Below are 14,418 nucleotides of genomic sequence, written 5' to 3' on the forward strand. Positions count from 1 at the left end.
GTCGGGTTCCCAGTGGTCAATGATCCCCACGATCGTGAGGTCACTGGGATACGACTTGCTGCCGGCGGCTTCACGGGCGGCCGAGCTGCTGACGCAGATCACCCAGTCTCCAGGTTTCGCACCCACCGCATCGACGGCCACCTTTTTGGTGCTGCCATCGAGAACCACCTGGAGGTGTTTGTGCTCGAAATCGGGAATCCGGTTGGTGGAAACGAGCGGCTTGACGACCTTGACGATGAGCATGATCAGTGAGCCTCCGGAAGTTGCGGGTCGAGCGTGGAACCGACGACCTCGGCCGGAGCCGTCTGGTTGCGGTCGCGAATGGTGAGACAAGTGTGGAGCAGACCCTCATCAACGAGAGCTGCGTAGCGATCAGCGATGGCCTGGTTCACCCGTTGGCAATCAGCGATGGCCCGTTCCCGAGCACCGGGCACGCGGCCGGAATAGTCGAAACGCACCACAACCGGAATCGGCAGATCCCGGGACACATTCAGACCCTTGAAAATTTTCACGCCCACATCGAGATCGGGGGCGCCCACCTCGACGGTGTCGAGGTGGGCGAAATAGGTGAGGTTGCGCAGATGCACCTCTTTAAAACCGATGCCAACGCCAATGAAACGCTCGGCGTGCCCGGCATCCGGGTAGGTGCCCCCGTGAAGATCCTGCACGTAGTCGATCTGGGAGAAGTTGTTGGCGAGCAAACGGGTCAGGAACGACACCATCCCTGCATCCATGGGGCCAGGAGCAGAGCTCTCAACGGCTTCAGCAATCTGTGCCATCGCTTGATCGGCACTCATCGATGCCGTGGCGGCATGCAGTTCCCTGGCGCAGAGCCAACGGTCGAGCACCATCTCGCTGTCACGGCTTGGGGGATGCACCCGGATGGCATCGGTGTCGGTGTCGAGGCCGATCAGCAGAAGATCAACGGAGGCACCGCAACAGAAGCTGTTTTCAACCGACTCACGGAAATCGAGCAGGCGTTGATGACCCGCCGCTGCCGCCAGTTCGTCATTGCTGCCATGGGCAGCGCAGCCCTGATGGGAGGGATCGAGGGAACTGAAGTGGTAGGTCACCAACTTCAGGTAACGGGTCGGTTCCGTGGAGGGATTGGGTGAACCTTCGCGGTAGCGACGGTGCTCGGTTTTGACCCAGCGGTTCACCGTGTTCTCCACGTCGAACATGGCGCCAGCGTGGGAACGGCGACGCACAGCGCTGAAGGGAATGCGCAGGGCATAGGCCACGGTGTGAGCCAACCGACCATCGGCACAGGGCGTCAGGTCGAGCAGATGGATCCCACAGTCGAGCAGGAACTGTTCGAACTCCCGGGAGGCAGCACTGCCCGTACCGGCATCCAGGGGATCGTCCTGGAAAAAGCGGTCACTGAACAGCCGGTGGCTTTCGAAAACACACCATGCGAACAGGGCGCGCATATCGAGTGGGCGAACCCAGGCCCGCTGCAGGATGTGATCCGGCAGATCAAAGCCGAGTTCGGCCCGGCACAACCGCTGGGCCTGGGGAATGAAATCAGTTTCGTGCTGATGCGCTGAAACCTGCTGAAGCAGGGGAACGATCCGATCAAAGCGGCCCTTGATCTCCTGCTCATAGGCCTGAAGACGGGCATTTGCCGCTGCATCCGTCAACGGATGGCGCCGATGGGTGATCGGCAGAGAGCTGCGGCTCAGATTGAAAGGAACCGCCCGGGTGGCAGCCTTCTCACGGCGGACCCAGCCTGGCTGAGCGGGTGCGGGACGTTGAACGTCCTTGCTGGAGCGAATCCGACCACCACCGACCGGGGCGCCCAGTTGAGCAGCCTTGCCCGCGGTGGTGAGGGCCCGGCGCCGATCCAGAGCGGCCTTGCGGGTGGAGGACTCCACGTCAGACGAGGTCTGAACGGAATCAGAGGTTGTGGCCAGCTGTTGAAGCTGACGTCGGGTGGGTGCCGAGGGGGCCTGAGGTCGCCCGCCACGGAGAGGCTTGGAGCGAACCATCAATGAATCAGCCCCGTGCGCCGCCGGAGACGGTGATCAGGGAACCCTTTTCGGTGTTGCCGCTGGAACCGGTCACGCGGCTCACAGGCCATTCGTTCTCCTCGTTGCGCTTGCGCTCGTAGGGGGACATGGCACTCATCGGGCCGGGACGGCTGGGGTTACGACGGCGGGCCGAGGCACCCTCAGTACCGGTCACGTGCTCACCACGATCCCAGTCATCACCAGTGATCTTGGTGGAGGAACCCTCGCCGGTCACCCGGGATGCAGGCTTCTCGGAAGGCTCGCTGACCACAGCCACAGTGGGCTGGAACTGGCGCTGCTGACGGTTCTGGAACTCGCGGTTGTCGAAGCGGAACTGCTCGGTACCGGTCACCTTGCCGCCAGCCATGTCAAAAGGGCCGGTGATGCGATTCCCCTGCTCATAGGAGGTACCCGTCACACCAGAGCCAGCCTCACGTTGCTGTTGGGCAGCACGAGCGGGAGACACCACGCTGAAGCGGGTCCAAGCAGCACCCTCAGGAGCTTGGCCGTGGGTGTCGGTTCCAGCGGGAGCGTCAGCGCCGCAGGCAGCGGCAAGCTGATCAGCACCCACGTAAGGGGTTCCGGTGACTGCTTCGCATGCACCACGCTTGTCGCCGGTCATCACACCACCCACACCGGGTTGGATGCCGGTCATGGCAGCGGAGGGGGTGCCAACACGCACAGGCGTGCGCTCACGGATGGCCTGAACTGCAGGGGTGCCGCAGTGCTGGCCGGCCTGCTCAAGACCTGCATAGGGGGTGCCGGTGACGGCCTGGCAGCTGCCGGGCTCGTCGCCAGTCACGTTCTCCGAACGGCCCGTACGGGTGCCGCTCACCACCTGGTTGCGGTTGGTGATGCTGAAGCCAACCTTGGCGGCCTCGGGCTCGGGCTTGCCGCCACAGAACGCATTCACCTGCTCAGCACTCACGTACTGATCACCCGTCACGCGGTGGCAGGAGCCGAACTCATCGCCGGTCACCTGAGCGGAACGGCCGACCATGGTGCCGGTCACGCCAGTGCCGGAGAGGGTTCCGGAGAGACCAACCTTGGCGGCAGGGCGACCTTCGGGCAGAGGATCTGAACCGAGGTACTGATCGCCGGTGAGGCTGCGGTTGGCACCTGCTTCATCACCGGTAACGCTGGCGGAGCGACCCACCATCACGCCACTCACGGGGCGCCCCTGTTCGGTGAGGCTGTGGCCCACCTTGCGTGGGGAGGTCACGCCACCACCGCAGTAGGCAGCGGACTGGTTAGCGGAGATGTACTCGGTGCCGGTCACGCTCTTGCAGGTGCCGGGCTCATCGCCGGTGACCTTTTCGGAACGGCCGACTTCATTGCCGGTGACGCGGTTGCCGTGGCTGGTGGCCGTGACACGCACCTTGGCCGGGGTGGTGGCAGCGGGAGCGGTCTGACAGAAGGTCTGGAAGACTTCGGCACCCAGGTACTCGGTACCGGTGATCGAACGGCAGGTGCTGGCCTCGTTACCGGTGGTTTTCACCGAGCGGTTGGCCTGGGTGCCGGTCACGGTCTGGCCACCGGTCGTGGTGCTTTCACCCACCTTCCAGTGGGCATCAGCGGCAGCGGCTTGCTTGGCGCCGTGGCGGTTGGGACCGGTGGGGCGGGTCACACCAGCGCTTTGCTTGTTGCGGGCACCGGCCTTGGTGCGCAGCTCACGCACCTGTTGTGCGAGCTCACGGCTGGTGAGGTCAGGATTGGCCTGACGGGCAACGGCTGCTGCACTGGTGGGTTGCTTGCCAGCGGTTTTGCCGTGCTTCGACATGGCTTCACGACGGGCCAGCACCAGCGCGCGGCTGGGGTTCTCGATGGCACGACGCTTGGGAGTGGCCGAACGGCGCTCTGTGCGGGCAGCCAACTTGGGAGCCGGTGCACTGAGGGAAGCCTTTTCAGCGGCACGCTTGCCACCGCAACCACAGCTCTTGGCGGTTTCAGCGGGTGCAGCAGCAGGAGCGGCTGCCTTGGTTTGACGGGCAACATCAGCGCGGTTGCGATCGCGGCTGGTGTCGGCGGTCTTACCGCGGCGGGACAGGGCATCACGACGGGCGAGCACCAGCTCGCGGCTGGGATCGCGATGGGGCTTGACCTGGGAGCTGCGGTTTGCGGGAGCAGCTGTGAAGGAGGTGGTCCGCTGCGGAGCTACAGCAGCGGGGGTGTCAGGTGCAGAGGCAGGCTCAGCAGCTGCGGCCGCGTTGGTGCGGGTGGGACGGGCATCAGCAACGGTGCGAACACGGTTGGCGCCATCACCAGCCGCTACCGAGGACTTCTTACCGGAAGTGGTCAGCGCCTTGCGGCGTTCAAGTGCGAGTTCGCGACTGGAGAGTCTTGCCATGTCCGCCCGAGGATGTCGTCGTGAAGTGGAAGGGCACTTGCCCCTCCGGAAAAAGCTGGAGCCCTGATCAGGTCAGGGCTCGGAACCAAGGGTTCGAAGGATCAGCGTCCTTCGAAGACCACGAAGCAGGCACCCTGGCTCTGGGTGTAGGCGTCGTAACCGACGATGCGCACGTGGTGGTCGGGGTATGCGCGGTGGCAAGCCTCGAGCTCACTGACAACGACGTTCAGATCCTTCTCACCGAAGAAGGGGAGCTTCCAATACGACCAGTAGGTGGCCATGGAGTTGCTGGGGTGGACGTGCTCGACGAGCGGGCTCCAACCCTGGGCAATGATGTAGGCGATCTGGTCGTAGATCTCGTCCTGGGTCATCGGCGGGAGGAAGCCGAAGGTCTCCAGGGTGGCGACTGTTTGATAGTCACCCACGGTGCTCTGGAAAGGCATGGGGATCCTGGGTGTAAGAAAAAGGGGTGGCCGGTTGCATCAACCGGCCGTTGAGACGATCAGTTCTGGACGTCGAGCTTGTCGACGGTGTCGAACTCGAACTTGATCTCCTTCCAGGTCTCGAGGGCGATGGCCAGCTCGGGGCTGTGCTTCGCGGCTTCCGTGAGGATGTCGCGGCTCTCTTTCTCGAGATGACGGCCGGCATTGCGTGCCTTGACGCAGGCCTCGAGGGCCACACGGTTGGCAGCAGCACCTGCAGCGGAGCCCCAGGGGTGACCGTGGGTACCACCACCGAACTGAAGAACGGAGTCGTCGCCGAAGATGGTGACCAGGGCGGGCATGTGCCACACGTGGATACCGCCGGAAGCAACGGCGAACACGCCAGGCATGGAACCCCAGTCCTGATCGAAGAAGTTGCCGCGGCTGCGGTCTTCGGGCACGAAGGATTCGCGCAGCTGGTCGATGTAGCCGAGGGTGGTCTGACGATCACCTTCCAGCTTGCCGACCACGGTGCCGGTGTGGAGCTGGTCACCACCGGACAGACGCAGACACTTGGCGAGAACGCGGAAGTGGATGCCGTGCTTGGGGTGACGGTCGATTACCGCGTGCATGGCGCGGTGGATGTGCAGCAACATGCCGTTCTTGCGGCACCACTTCGACAGACCGGTGTTGGCCGTGAAGCCACCGGTGATGAAGTCGTGCATGATGATCGGCATGCCGAGTTCCTTGGCGAACTCAGCGCGCTCGTACATCTCCTCGGGAGTGTTGGCGGTCACGTTGAGGTAGTGACCCTTGCGCTCGCCGGTCTCCTGCTCGGACAGCTTGATGGCTTCCGCAACGAATTCGAAGCGGTTCTGCCAACGCTGGAAGGGCTGGGAGTTGATGTTCTCGTCGTCCTTGGTGAAGTCCAGACCGCCGCGCAGGCACTCATAGACAACACGGCCGTAGTTCTTACCGCTCAGGCCGAGCTTCGGCTTGATGGTGCAACCCAGCAGAGGACGGCCGTACTTGTTCATCCGGTCGCGCTCGACCTGGATGCCGTTCGGCGGGCCGTAGCAGCTCTTGATGAACGCCATCGGGAAGCGGATGTCTTCCAGACGGAGGTGGCGCAGAGCCTTAAAACCGAACACGTTGCCGACCAGGGAGGTCAGAACGTTGGTGATGGAACCCTCTTCGAACAGGTCGAGGGGGTAGGCGATGAAGGCATAGAAAGACTCCTTGTCACCAGGGACGTCTTCGATGCGGTAGCAACGCCCCTTGTAGAAGTCGAGATCGGTGAGGAGCTCGGACCACACAGTGGACCAGGTGCCGGTGGAGGATTCAGCAGCCACAGCAGCGGCAACTTCTTCCTTGGGCACACCTTCTTGGCCGGTGCACTTGAAGCAGGCCAGCAGGTCGGTGTCGAGGGGGACGTAATCAGGAGTCCAGTAGGTATCCCTGTACTCCTTGACCCCAGCGTCGTACTTCTTGCTCATTGGAAAACTCCGTTAGGTCGGTGAAGAGGTTGAGACGTTCGCGTGCCTCGTCAGAGGCTCAGCGGAAGATCTCAGTCCTTCTGACCCAGGAAGTTGCCGTTGCCCAGAGCAGGCTCCACTTCGCGGTGGGGGCGGGCAATGATGTGAGCGGCGACCAGGCCGTCACCGACGCGCTCGCAAGCGTCAGCGCCAGCGCGCACAGCAGCGTTGACAGCGCCAGTTTCGCCGCGAACCAGAACGGTGACGTAGCCGCCGCCGACGAACTCACGACCGATCAGGCGCACTTCGGCAGCCTTGGTCATGGCATCAGCTGCCTCGATGGCGGGGACCAGACCGCGGGTCTCGATCATGCCGAGGGCGATGCCCATGGTTTCGTTAGCCATTGCCTACCGGGAGAAGGGGTGGAATGTTCGCTGGGGACATTGCTCCGCCAGAACCCTTCCCGTCAAGCGATTTGGACGACTTTCTCGATCACTGTCCATAGTGAACCAAATAAGCCGGGCTTATCACCCTGTGCCTCACTGTTCCGGTCTGCTGTGGTAGTTCGTGTGATCACATCCCCACAAGTCGTTGTCGGCGCTGGTGAAGCTCCATAGGTTCACGTTGCGTCACCTTCCCAAAGCCTTGCTGCGGGGTGGAATGTTCAACCCAAACAGGTGTCGCTGGGTCGAATCCAGAGATTGTTAGCTCCTAGCCCCAACCAGCCCGCACAATGGAGGCCCTCTTTTGACGGCCCTCCTTGGCGCTTCAGCTCACCATTGCCACGGGCAATCCGATCAAGGTTGCTGAAATCGAGGCCATGCTGGGACCCCTTGCTCTGGACGTGCATCGTCAACCTGCCGATCTGGACGTTGAAGAGACGGGGAGCACCTACCGCGAGAACGCTGAGCTGAAAGCCAGCGCTGCCGCCCTGCGCACAGGAAACTGGGCCTTGGCTGACGATTCAGGGCTTGAGGTGGATGCGCTCCAAGGGGCACCTGGTCTGTATTCGGCCCGCTACGCCGAGGGAAACGACGCCAAGGTGCAGCGGATCCTGGAGGAACTGGTGGGATCGCCTTATCGGAGTGCCTGTTTCCGCAGCACGATGGTGTTGTGTGATCCCTCCGGCAACTGTCGTGCCGCGGCGGAGGGAATCTGCTGGGGCGAACTCCTGAGTGCCCCGGCCTACGCCGGCGGCGGATTCGAATCCTTGCTTTGGGTGCGGGAAGCCCGTTGCAGCTATGGCGAACTGAATGCGGCTCAGCTCAGCCGCCTGGGCAGCCGCGGGAAAGCGGCACGAGCTCTTGCACCACAGCTGCGTGAGCTGCTGCACCTGAGCTGATCCGAGCTGGTCTGAGTGCTCAGCGCAGCCTTGCGTTGCTGTTGATGTGGTCGATGGCGCGCATCGCCGCCGCGGCCGCCTCCTCCACATCACCCTCCCGTCCCGCGAGGGTGAGACGTCCGAAGGCACCCACCGCTTTCACGTCCACCAAGGTGATGTTGGAGGCTTTTTCAGCTTCGTTGGCAGCGATCAACACGTATCCGGCCGGCTCCGTCTCCAGGATGAACATGCTCATCCCGGCTTCGATCATTGAGCCACGTCGGTTCTGCCGGTTGATCAGCACGGCATGGTCGGGGGTGATCGCCCGGATCACTTCAGTCCAGCTCACATCGGCTGGAGAACGCTGATCGATGGTGCTCCCGATCGCTTCCAGCACCACATCTCCGGAATGGAGCACCGTGCTCTGGTCGCGGTGATAGAGGGCCATCGAACCGAACGCCCGCTCCACCACCATCTGGCCGAGACGGACGTTGCTGGCCTTCAGGGCGATGTCCGTCACCCGGTGCACCGCCATGCCCGGTGACACCTCCATCCAGAGGCAGGCATCTCCGGGGATGGGCAGAAATCCCTGGCTCACCGAACCCATGTAGGCCGCCAGTTGCGGCTGCAGCGAGTCGATGAAGACGTGGGTGCGCAGTTCGATCGACTGCACATGGCTGTTCTGCCGCAACAGCCGAGGCGACTCCGAATCCGTTGTCACAACACAGCTCGCCCCCCCCTGCTGGGGGGTCACCTCAGTGCCGGTGACGAGAGCACTACCGCCGCGTCGCCGCTCCCGAGCATCGAAGCTGGCAAAACGGGTCATGGCGGGGAGTGTACCGGACGAATTCGGCTGAAACGGGCCAATAAAGAGTTAGAGCCTGCGGTCTTGCGCCTTGAAAAACAGCCGATACCGTCCGGAGAACCCCTCTAGAGATCTTGCAATGACTGAGCAGTCTTCTTTGAAGCCAGTGGATCTCAACGCTGATCAAGCCCTTGGGATGGTGAGCTTCGGCCTGATGCAACGGCTTGCGCAGGACGGCCAGGTGGATCTGCCCTGGCTGGAGGCATCAGGAAATGCAGACAGTGAGCGTCTGCGCCAGCTGCGTCAACGGCTGGAACTGACGTCGTTGGCCATCGAAACCGGTGCTCCACTCACCACCGCGGAGGTGAGCATGCTGCTGGGGGCCCGCCCCGGAACGGAACGGGTGGAACGCGGTGGCCTCGTTGCCCGCCGGGTCAGCCGCAACGTCTGGCGCTTGAGCAAAGCAGAGGAGAGCGATCGCTCCGATCGTTACGACGGATTCCGTCGCCGCCTTTGAGCTCAAGCCGGCTCTGCCTGGTTTGGGCGATCCCAAAGAGTTTGGGCGACCTTTCCACTCCTCAGCGGATTTATTCGCAGCTTGGAGAGGTTGATCATCAAGGGAGCGGCCAATGGCCGGGCCAACGCTGCTGAAGGAGTCGGGGCCGCGCGAAGTGTTCTGCGGCCTCACCTCGATTGTGTGGCTGCATCGGCGCATGCCCGATGCCTTTTTTCTTGTGGTGGGATCACGCACCTGCGCCCATCTAATCCAGAGCGCCGCAGGGGTGATGATTTTTGCCGAACCCCGTTTCGGCACAGCCATTCTCAGCGAGCGGGATCTGGCTGGCCTCGCCGATGCCCACGACGAACTCGACCGGGTCTGCAGGGAACTGCTGCAACGCCGCCCCGAAATCCGCACGCTGTTTCTGGTGGGGTCCTGCCCCAGCGAAGTGATCAAGCTGGATTTGGCCCGGGCCGCCGAACGGCTCAACGAAGAACTGACAGGCCGGGTGCGGGTGGTGAACTACTCCGGCAGCGGCATTGAAACCACGTTCACCCAGGGAGAAGACGGGGCACTGGCGGCCCTCGTTCCCCTGCTCCCCGCCAGCGATGAACGGCAGTTGCTGCTGGTGGGAACCCTCGCTGATGCCGTGGAAGACCGGCAGATGCACCTGTTCCAGCGGATAGGCATCGAGACGATTCGCAGCCTGCCGCCCCGGCAATCGACTGACCTGCCCGCCGTGGGAGCGGGAACCACGGTGCTGCTGACCCAACCCTTTCTCACGGAAACTGCGCGCCTGCTGAGCGACCGCGGCGCCACGGTGCTCACGGCCCCCTTCCCGTTGGGGGCCGAGGGGAGTCGCCGCTGGATGGAGGCTGCTGCTACTGCCTTTCATCTGCCTGATGAACGGGTTGCTGCTGTGCTGGACCCGTTGATGGAGCGCGCCCAGAGCGCCTTGGTCCGCCATCGCGCCGTGCTGGAGGGCAAGCGGATCTTCCTGCTTCCCGAATCCCAGCTGGAACTGCCCCTGGCCCGGTTTCTGCAACGGGAATGCGGCATGGAACTGGTGGAGGTGGGCACGCCTTATCTGAACCGCGAACAGATGGCTGCCGAGCTGGCCTTGCTCCCCGATGACGTCCCGGTGATGGAGGGGCAACACGTGGAGCAGCAACTGGACCGGGTTCGCGCCAGCCAGCCCGACCTGGTGGTGTGCGGGATGGGCCTGGCCAATCCGCTTGAGGCCGAAGGCATCGCCACCAAATGGTCGATCGAACTGGTGTTCAGCCCGATCCACGGCATCGACCAGGCCGGCGACCTGGCGGAACTGTTTTCGCGGCCGTTGCGTCGCCGGCAACTGATTCGCCCGGGCCTCCACCCCAGCAGCCCCGACCCAACCGTGCACGCCTGATCCCATGCAACTCACGCTCTGGACCTACGAAGGACCACCCCATGTGGGGGCCATGCGCATTGCCGCCTCCATGCGCGGCGTTCATTACGTGCTCCATGCCCCCCAGGGGGACACCTATGCCGATCTGCTGTTCACGATGATTGAGCGGCGCGGACAGCGTCCGCCCGTCACCTACACCACCTTTCAGGCCCGGGATCTCGGGGGGGACACCGCCGAACTGGTGAAACGGCATGTGCGTGAAGCGGTGGATCGCTTCCGACCCGATGCCCTGCTGGTGGGGGAAAGCTGCACCGCGGAGTTGATTCAGGATCAGCCCGGTGCCCTGGCTCAGGGCATGGAGCTCACCATGCCGGTGGTGAGTCTGGAGCTGCCGGCCTACAGCAAAAAGGAGAACTGGGGGGCCGCGGAAACCTTCTACCAACTGGTGCGCAACCTGCTGAAGGAGCAGGCACCCGCCAACAGCCAACACGACCCCAGGGCGTGGCAACACCAGGGCCGCCGGCCCCGGGTGAACCTGTTGGGCCCCTCCCTGCTGGGCTTTCGCTGCCGGGACGACGTACTGGAGGTGCAGAAACTGCTCACCCTGCACGGCATCGATGTGGGTGTGGTGGCGCCCCTCGGGGCAGGCGTAGAGGATCTGCAGCGGATCCCCGATGCCGATCTCAACATCTGCCTTTATCCAGAGGTGGCGGAATCCAGCTGCAGCTGGCTGGAGCGCAATTTCGGCATGCCCTTCAGCCGAACGGTGCCAATTGGCGTAGGTGCCACCCACGATTTCCTCGTCGAAGTGCACGAAATGCTGGGGATGGAGCCCCCCGCCCCCGATGAGGGCTACCGGCGCTCACGCCTGCCCTGGTATTCGGAATCCGTGGACTCCACGTACCTCACGGGCAAGCGGGTGTTCATCTTTGGCGACGGCAGTCACGCCCTCGCCGCGGCGCGGATCTGCAGCGAGGAACTGGGTTTCACGGTGGTGGGGCTGGGCACTTACAGCCGGGAGATGGCCCGGCCCGTGCGGGCCGCCGCCAAAGCTCTGGGCCTGGAGGCCCTAATCAGTGACGACTACCTGGCGGTGGAAGCGGCCATGGCCGAAGCGGCACCGGAACTGGTGCTGGGAACCCAGATGGAGCGCCACAGCGCCAAGCGGCTGGGGATTCCCTGCGCGGTGATCAGCACACCCATGCATGTGCAGGACGTTCCCGCCCGAATGAGCCCCCAGATGGGCTGGGAAGGAGCCAACGTGATCTTCGACGACTGGGTGCACCCGCTGATGATGGGCCTGGAGGAACACCTGATCGGGATGTTCCGCCACGACTTCGAATTCGTGGATGGCCACCAGAGCCACCTGGGCCATGCCGGTGGTGCCGGCGCCGCCGACAGTTCCGGCTTGAGTGACATCCCCGAGGAGGGTGATGACGCTCTGCAGTGGACGGCCGATGGGGAAGCCGAGCTGAAGAAGATCCCCTTCTTCGTAAGGGGAAAGGTGCGACGCAACACGGAGGCCTATGCCCGCGATGTGGGCTGCAGAGAGATCAGCAGCGAAACGCTGTATGACGCAAAAGCCCACTTCAAGGCATGAGCATTTTAACTCATTTCTTTTTATTTAATTGAAAGAAATTCTGCTCTTGCAACTCAACCAAGAACCAGACCTTTCATTTCTTGGTGAAAACCAACCACTGCACATCTGCTGCTGTTGAATGAAATCGACTTCTCTTGCACAGGTCGCTGCATGACCACAACCCTGACGCGACCGGCGGACGGTGAAGGCAGCGTGCAGGTCCACCAGGACCCGGCACTGAACATCCAGGAAGAAACCCTGGTGATCGCGGTCTATGGCAAAGGCGGGATCGGCAAATCCACCACCTCCTCGAACCTGTCAGCCGCCTTCTCGAAGCTGGGCAAGCGGGTGCTTCAGATCGGCTGCGATCCCAAGCACGACAGCACCTTCACCCTCACCCACAAGATGGTGCCGACGGTGATCGACATCCTTGAAGAGGTGGACTTCCACAGTGAAGAGCTGAGGCCTGAGGATTTCGTCTTCACCGGCTTCAACGGGGTGCAGTGCGTCGAGAGCGGCGGCCCACCGGCGGGCACGGGCTGCGGCGGATACGTGACCGGGCAGACCGTGAAGCTGCTCAAGGAGCACCATCTGCTGGAAGACACCGATGTGGTGATCTTCGATGTGCTCGGCGATGTGGTGTGTGGTGGTTTCGCCGCCCCGCTGCAGCACGCCAACTATTGCCTGATTGTGACCGCCAACGATTTCGATTCGATCTTCGCGATGAATCGCATCGTTCAGGCGATTCAAGCCAAAGCCAAGAACTACAAGGTGCGGCTTGGCGGCGTTGTTGCGAACCGCTCGGCAGACACCGATCAGATCGACAAGTTCAACGATCGCACCGGCCTGCGCACCATGGCCCACTTCAGGGATGTGGATGCCATCCGGCGATCCCGACTCAAGAAATGCACCATCTTTGAAATGGATGATGCCGATGAGGCCGTGCAAGCAGTGCAGAACGAATATCTGCGGCTGGCCCAGAACATGCTCGACAAGGTGGAGCCGCTCGAGGCCACATCCCTCAAAGACCGCGAAATCTTCGACCTGCTGGGATTCGATTGACCCTCAACTTGATCGACAAAGCCATCAACAAAGCCCCGGACGCTGCAACCGGGGCCTTGTTGTGATGAGCTCGGCTCAAAGGCCAACGAGTTTCATCGACAGCTCCCAGACCCGGCGGGCTGTTTCTGGATCCGTGGCCTTGTCGGACAGTTCCTGGCTGAACTGCTGTCCATCCTTTTTCTGACGGTTGCCCCAGCTCCAGTGCACCCCGGATTCGGCGAAGTCGGGATTGGCCACCACATCAGCCACCCGTTCCCCCGCCAGGGCCTGGGAGACATAGCCGCCGGTGATGTTTTTCTGAAACCAGGGGAAGATCGTCTGGAAGGCCTTGGGGGTGTTGCGGAACAACGGTGTGTCCGCCACACAGCCTGGGTAGAGCGACGTGAAGGTGATCCCCGTGTCCCCGTGCAGACGGCGATGCAGCTCCTGGGTGGTGATCATGTTGCAGAGCTTGCTGTCTTTGTAAGCCTTGCCGGGCTTGAAAGCCTTACCACTGGCCATGGCGACGGGGTCTTTGAACCCGGCCTCAAAGCCGGAGAGGTCCCCCAGATCTGCCGGCGCAGGGATCGGAATCTTGCCCCCCAGCTCCTTGGAGTTCGCCGTCACAGTGCCCAGGATCACCACCCGCTTGGAGGGGTGCGTGGAGGTCTTGAGCCGACCCAAGAGCAGCTGCACCAGCAGGAAATGGCCGAAATGGTTGGTGGCCATCGAGATTTCATAGCCCTGGGGCGAACGCTCCGGCTGCTTCAGTTTCGGCTTGTACACGGCTGCATTGCAGACCACGGCATCCACGCGCTCGGGCAAGGCATCCACCGCCCGACGCACACTGTCGAGATCACCCAGATTCATCAACACGTGATTGAGACGCTCCTTGGGGAGGTCCATATCGTCAGCAGCTGCCGCGGCACGCTGTGGGCTGCGGTTCGCCGTGATCACCGTCCAACCCCGCTTCACCAAGGCGCAGGTGGCATTCAGGCCCACACCGGAGGTGGTGCCGGTGATCAGAACGGTGCCGGGCGTGGACATCAAGACAGGGCCAGGAAGGCTGCCAGTCTGCCGGTCAGCACTCAATCCCAACGCCGCTGGTCACGAATCTCAGCGCCAGATCACGCGCAGACGGTTGGGGGCGATCCACTGATCCTGCTCGCTGATCAGACGCTTCTCTCCACCGATGCTGAACAGACGATCGAAGCGTTGTTGCAGCGTTTCCAATTTCGCCGACTCAATCGACACGACCGCCGCGATTTCACTGTGGCGATCCATGCGTTCCTGATAGGCCACGGACAGACGGATCAAGCTCACAGCGCCCAACAGAACGAGCCCCGCCTTGGCCGCCAAGGCGAGAAGGCTGCACTGCAGTTCCTGTTGGTCGGTCTGCCGCTGAATCGCCGCAGCCATGCTGGCTGCATCCATGCGGGGAGCTGATCTTTGAACCTGACTGGCGGTCACCGCATCAGCACGAACATCCGCTTGTAACGCAATCCGTTCGCAGTGCCAAGACCAGCTCTACGC

14 protein-coding genes are annotated in these 14,418 nt (G+C 62.7%); 5 read left to right on the plus strand and 9 right to left on the minus strand.

Features of this window, described 5'->3' with window-relative positions:
- From csoS4 to csoS1, 6 genes are all read right to left on the minus strand, one after another.
- Nucleotides 1-243: alpha-carboxysome shell vertex protein CsoS4 (gene csoS4, locus NCN05_RS04950; RefSeq protein ID WP_250397246.1), on the minus strand; the 243-nt coding region annotated here is incomplete at its 3' end.
- A 2-nt stretch (nt 244-245) separates the two neighbouring features.
- Nucleotides 246-1,988 (minus strand): carboxysome shell carbonic anhydrase, encoded by a 1,743-nt coding sequence (locus NCN05_RS04955; protein WP_250397247.1) that lies wholly within the window; start codon nt 1,986-1,988, stop codon nt 246-248.
- Between the two features lie 7 nt (nt 1,989-1,995).
- A complete protein-coding gene (gene csoS2 / locus NCN05_RS04960; protein ID WP_250397248.1) occupies nt 1,996-4,356 on the minus strand; it encodes an alpha-carboxysome scaffolding protein CsoS2 in 2,361 nt (786 codons plus the stop codon).
- Between the two features lie 101 nt (nt 4,357-4,457).
- Entirely contained in the window at nt 4,458-4,799 is a 342-nt protein-coding gene (locus tag NCN05_RS04965; protein WP_006043651.1) for a ribulose bisphosphate carboxylase small subunit, read from the minus strand.
- Nucleotides 4,800-4,858: 59 nt separating this feature from the next.
- The gene (locus tag NCN05_RS04970) at nt 4,859-6,274 is read right to left on the minus strand and encodes a form I ribulose bisphosphate carboxylase large subunit (protein ID WP_011363747.1); all 1,416 of its coding nucleotides are present in this window, start codon (nt 6,272-6,274) and stop codon (nt 4,859-4,861) included.
- Nucleotides 6,275-6,345: 71 nt separating this feature from the next.
- Nucleotides 6,346-6,657 (minus strand): alpha-carboxysome major shell protein CsoS1, encoded by a 312-nt coding sequence (gene csoS1, locus NCN05_RS04975; RefSeq protein ID WP_006169870.1) that lies wholly within the window; start codon nt 6,655-6,657, stop codon nt 6,346-6,348.
- A gap of 356 nt (nt 6,658-7,013) precedes the next feature.
- Between csoS1 and NCN05_RS04980 the strand changes: the two genes are divergently transcribed.
- Nucleotides 7,014-7,595, plus strand: a complete 582-nt coding sequence (locus tag NCN05_RS04980; protein WP_250397249.1) for a non-canonical purine NTP pyrophosphatase — start codon at nt 7,014-7,016, stop codon at nt 7,593-7,595.
- 19 nt (nt 7,596-7,614) lie between these two features.
- On the opposite strand, the gene NCN05_RS04985 is transcribed toward NCN05_RS04980, so the two are convergent.
- A complete protein-coding gene (locus NCN05_RS04985) occupies nt 7,615-8,400 on the minus strand; it encodes a BMC domain-containing protein (RefSeq protein WP_115008700.1) in 786 nt (261 codons plus the stop codon).
- Nucleotides 8,401-8,518: 118 nt separating this feature from the next.
- Between NCN05_RS04985 and NCN05_RS04990 the strand changes: the two genes are divergently transcribed.
- The 4 genes from NCN05_RS04990 (at nt 8,519) to bchL (ending at nt 12,906) form a co-directional block, all read left to right on the plus strand.
- Nucleotides 8,519-8,896: a DUF8679 domain-containing protein gene (locus tag NCN05_RS04990; RefSeq protein ID WP_038556224.1), complete on the plus strand. Its 378-nt coding sequence runs from the start codon at nt 8,519-8,521 to the stop codon at nt 8,894-8,896.
- A 112-nt stretch (nt 8,897-9,008) separates the two neighbouring features.
- Nucleotides 9,009-10,286: a ferredoxin:protochlorophyllide reductase (ATP-dependent) subunit N gene (locus NCN05_RS04995; protein WP_250397250.1), complete on the plus strand. Its 1,278-nt coding sequence runs from the start codon at nt 9,009-9,011 to the stop codon at nt 10,284-10,286.
- A gap of 4 nt (nt 10,287-10,290) precedes the next feature.
- Nucleotides 10,291-11,865, plus strand: coding sequence for a ferredoxin:protochlorophyllide reductase (ATP-dependent) subunit B (locus NCN05_RS05000; RefSeq protein ID WP_250397251.1), 1,575 nt, complete (start codon nt 10,291-10,293; stop codon nt 11,863-11,865).
- Between the two features lie 150 nt (nt 11,866-12,015).
- Complete coding sequence (gene bchL / locus NCN05_RS05005; RefSeq protein ID WP_114988518.1) at nt 12,016-12,906, plus strand: ferredoxin:protochlorophyllide reductase (ATP-dependent) iron-sulfur ATP-binding protein; 891 nt, start codon at nt 12,016-12,018, stop codon at nt 12,904-12,906.
- Nucleotides 12,907-12,981: 75 nt separating this feature from the next.
- Here bchL and NCN05_RS05010 read toward each other — a convergent pair whose 3' ends face one another.
- Together NCN05_RS05010 and NCN05_RS05015 are read right to left on the minus strand one after the other, a co-directional pair.
- Nucleotides 12,982-13,932, minus strand: a complete 951-nt coding sequence (locus tag NCN05_RS05010; RefSeq protein ID WP_250397252.1) for a protochlorophyllide reductase — start codon at nt 13,930-13,932, stop codon at nt 12,982-12,984.
- A 69-nt stretch (nt 13,933-14,001) separates the two neighbouring features.
- Entirely contained in the window at nt 14,002-14,355 is a 354-nt protein-coding gene (locus NCN05_RS05015; RefSeq protein WP_250397253.1) for a hypothetical protein, read from the minus strand.
- Nucleotides 14,356-14,418: the final 63 nt, after the last annotated feature.

Source organism: Synechococcus sp. MU1651 (assembly GCF_023630635.1).
Taxonomy (GTDB): domain Bacteria; phylum Cyanobacteriota; class Cyanobacteriia; order PCC-6307; family Cyanobiaceae; genus Parasynechococcus.

Excerpts from the sequence above, each read along its gene's own strand:
- NCN05_RS04990 (WP_038556224.1), top strand. The coding sequence starts at position 8,519 with ATGACTGAGCAGTCTTCTTTGAAGCCAGTGGATCTCAACGCTGATCAA.
- NCN05_RS04985 (WP_115008700.1), bottom strand. The coding sequence starts at position 8,400 with ATGACCCGTTTTGCCAGCTTCGATGCTCGGGAGCGGCGACGCGGCGGT.
- NCN05_RS04995 (WP_250397250.1), top strand. The coding sequence starts at position 9,009 with ATGGCCGGGCCAACGCTGCTGAAGGAGTCGGGGCCGCGCGAAGTGTTC.
- NCN05_RS04965 (WP_006043651.1), bottom strand. The coding sequence starts at position 4,799 with ATGCCTTTCCAGAGCACCGTGGGTGACTATCAAACAGTCGCCACCCTG.
- bchL (WP_114988518.1), top strand. The coding sequence starts at position 12,016 with ATGACCACAACCCTGACGCGACCGGCGGACGGTGAAGGCAGCGTGCAG.
- NCN05_RS04970 (WP_011363747.1), bottom strand. The coding sequence starts at position 6,274 with ATGAGCAAGAAGTACGACGCTGGGGTCAAGGAGTACAGGGATACCTAC.
- csoS1 (WP_006169870.1), bottom strand. The coding sequence starts at position 6,657 with ATGGCTAACGAAACCATGGGCATCGCCCTCGGCATGATCGAGACCCGC.
- NCN05_RS05000 (WP_250397251.1), top strand. The coding sequence starts at position 10,291 with ATGCAACTCACGCTCTGGACCTACGAAGGACCACCCCATGTGGGGGCC.
- csoS2 (WP_250397248.1), bottom strand. The coding sequence starts at position 4,356 with ATGGCAAGACTCTCCAGTCGCGAACTCGCACTTGAACGCCGCAAGGCG.
- NCN05_RS05010 (WP_250397252.1), bottom strand. The coding sequence starts at position 13,932 with ATGTCCACGCCCGGCACCGTTCTGATCACCGGCACCACCTCCGGTGTG.
- NCN05_RS04955 (WP_250397247.1), bottom strand. The coding sequence starts at position 1,988 with ATGGTTCGCTCCAAGCCTCTCCGTGGCGGGCGACCTCAGGCCCCCTCG.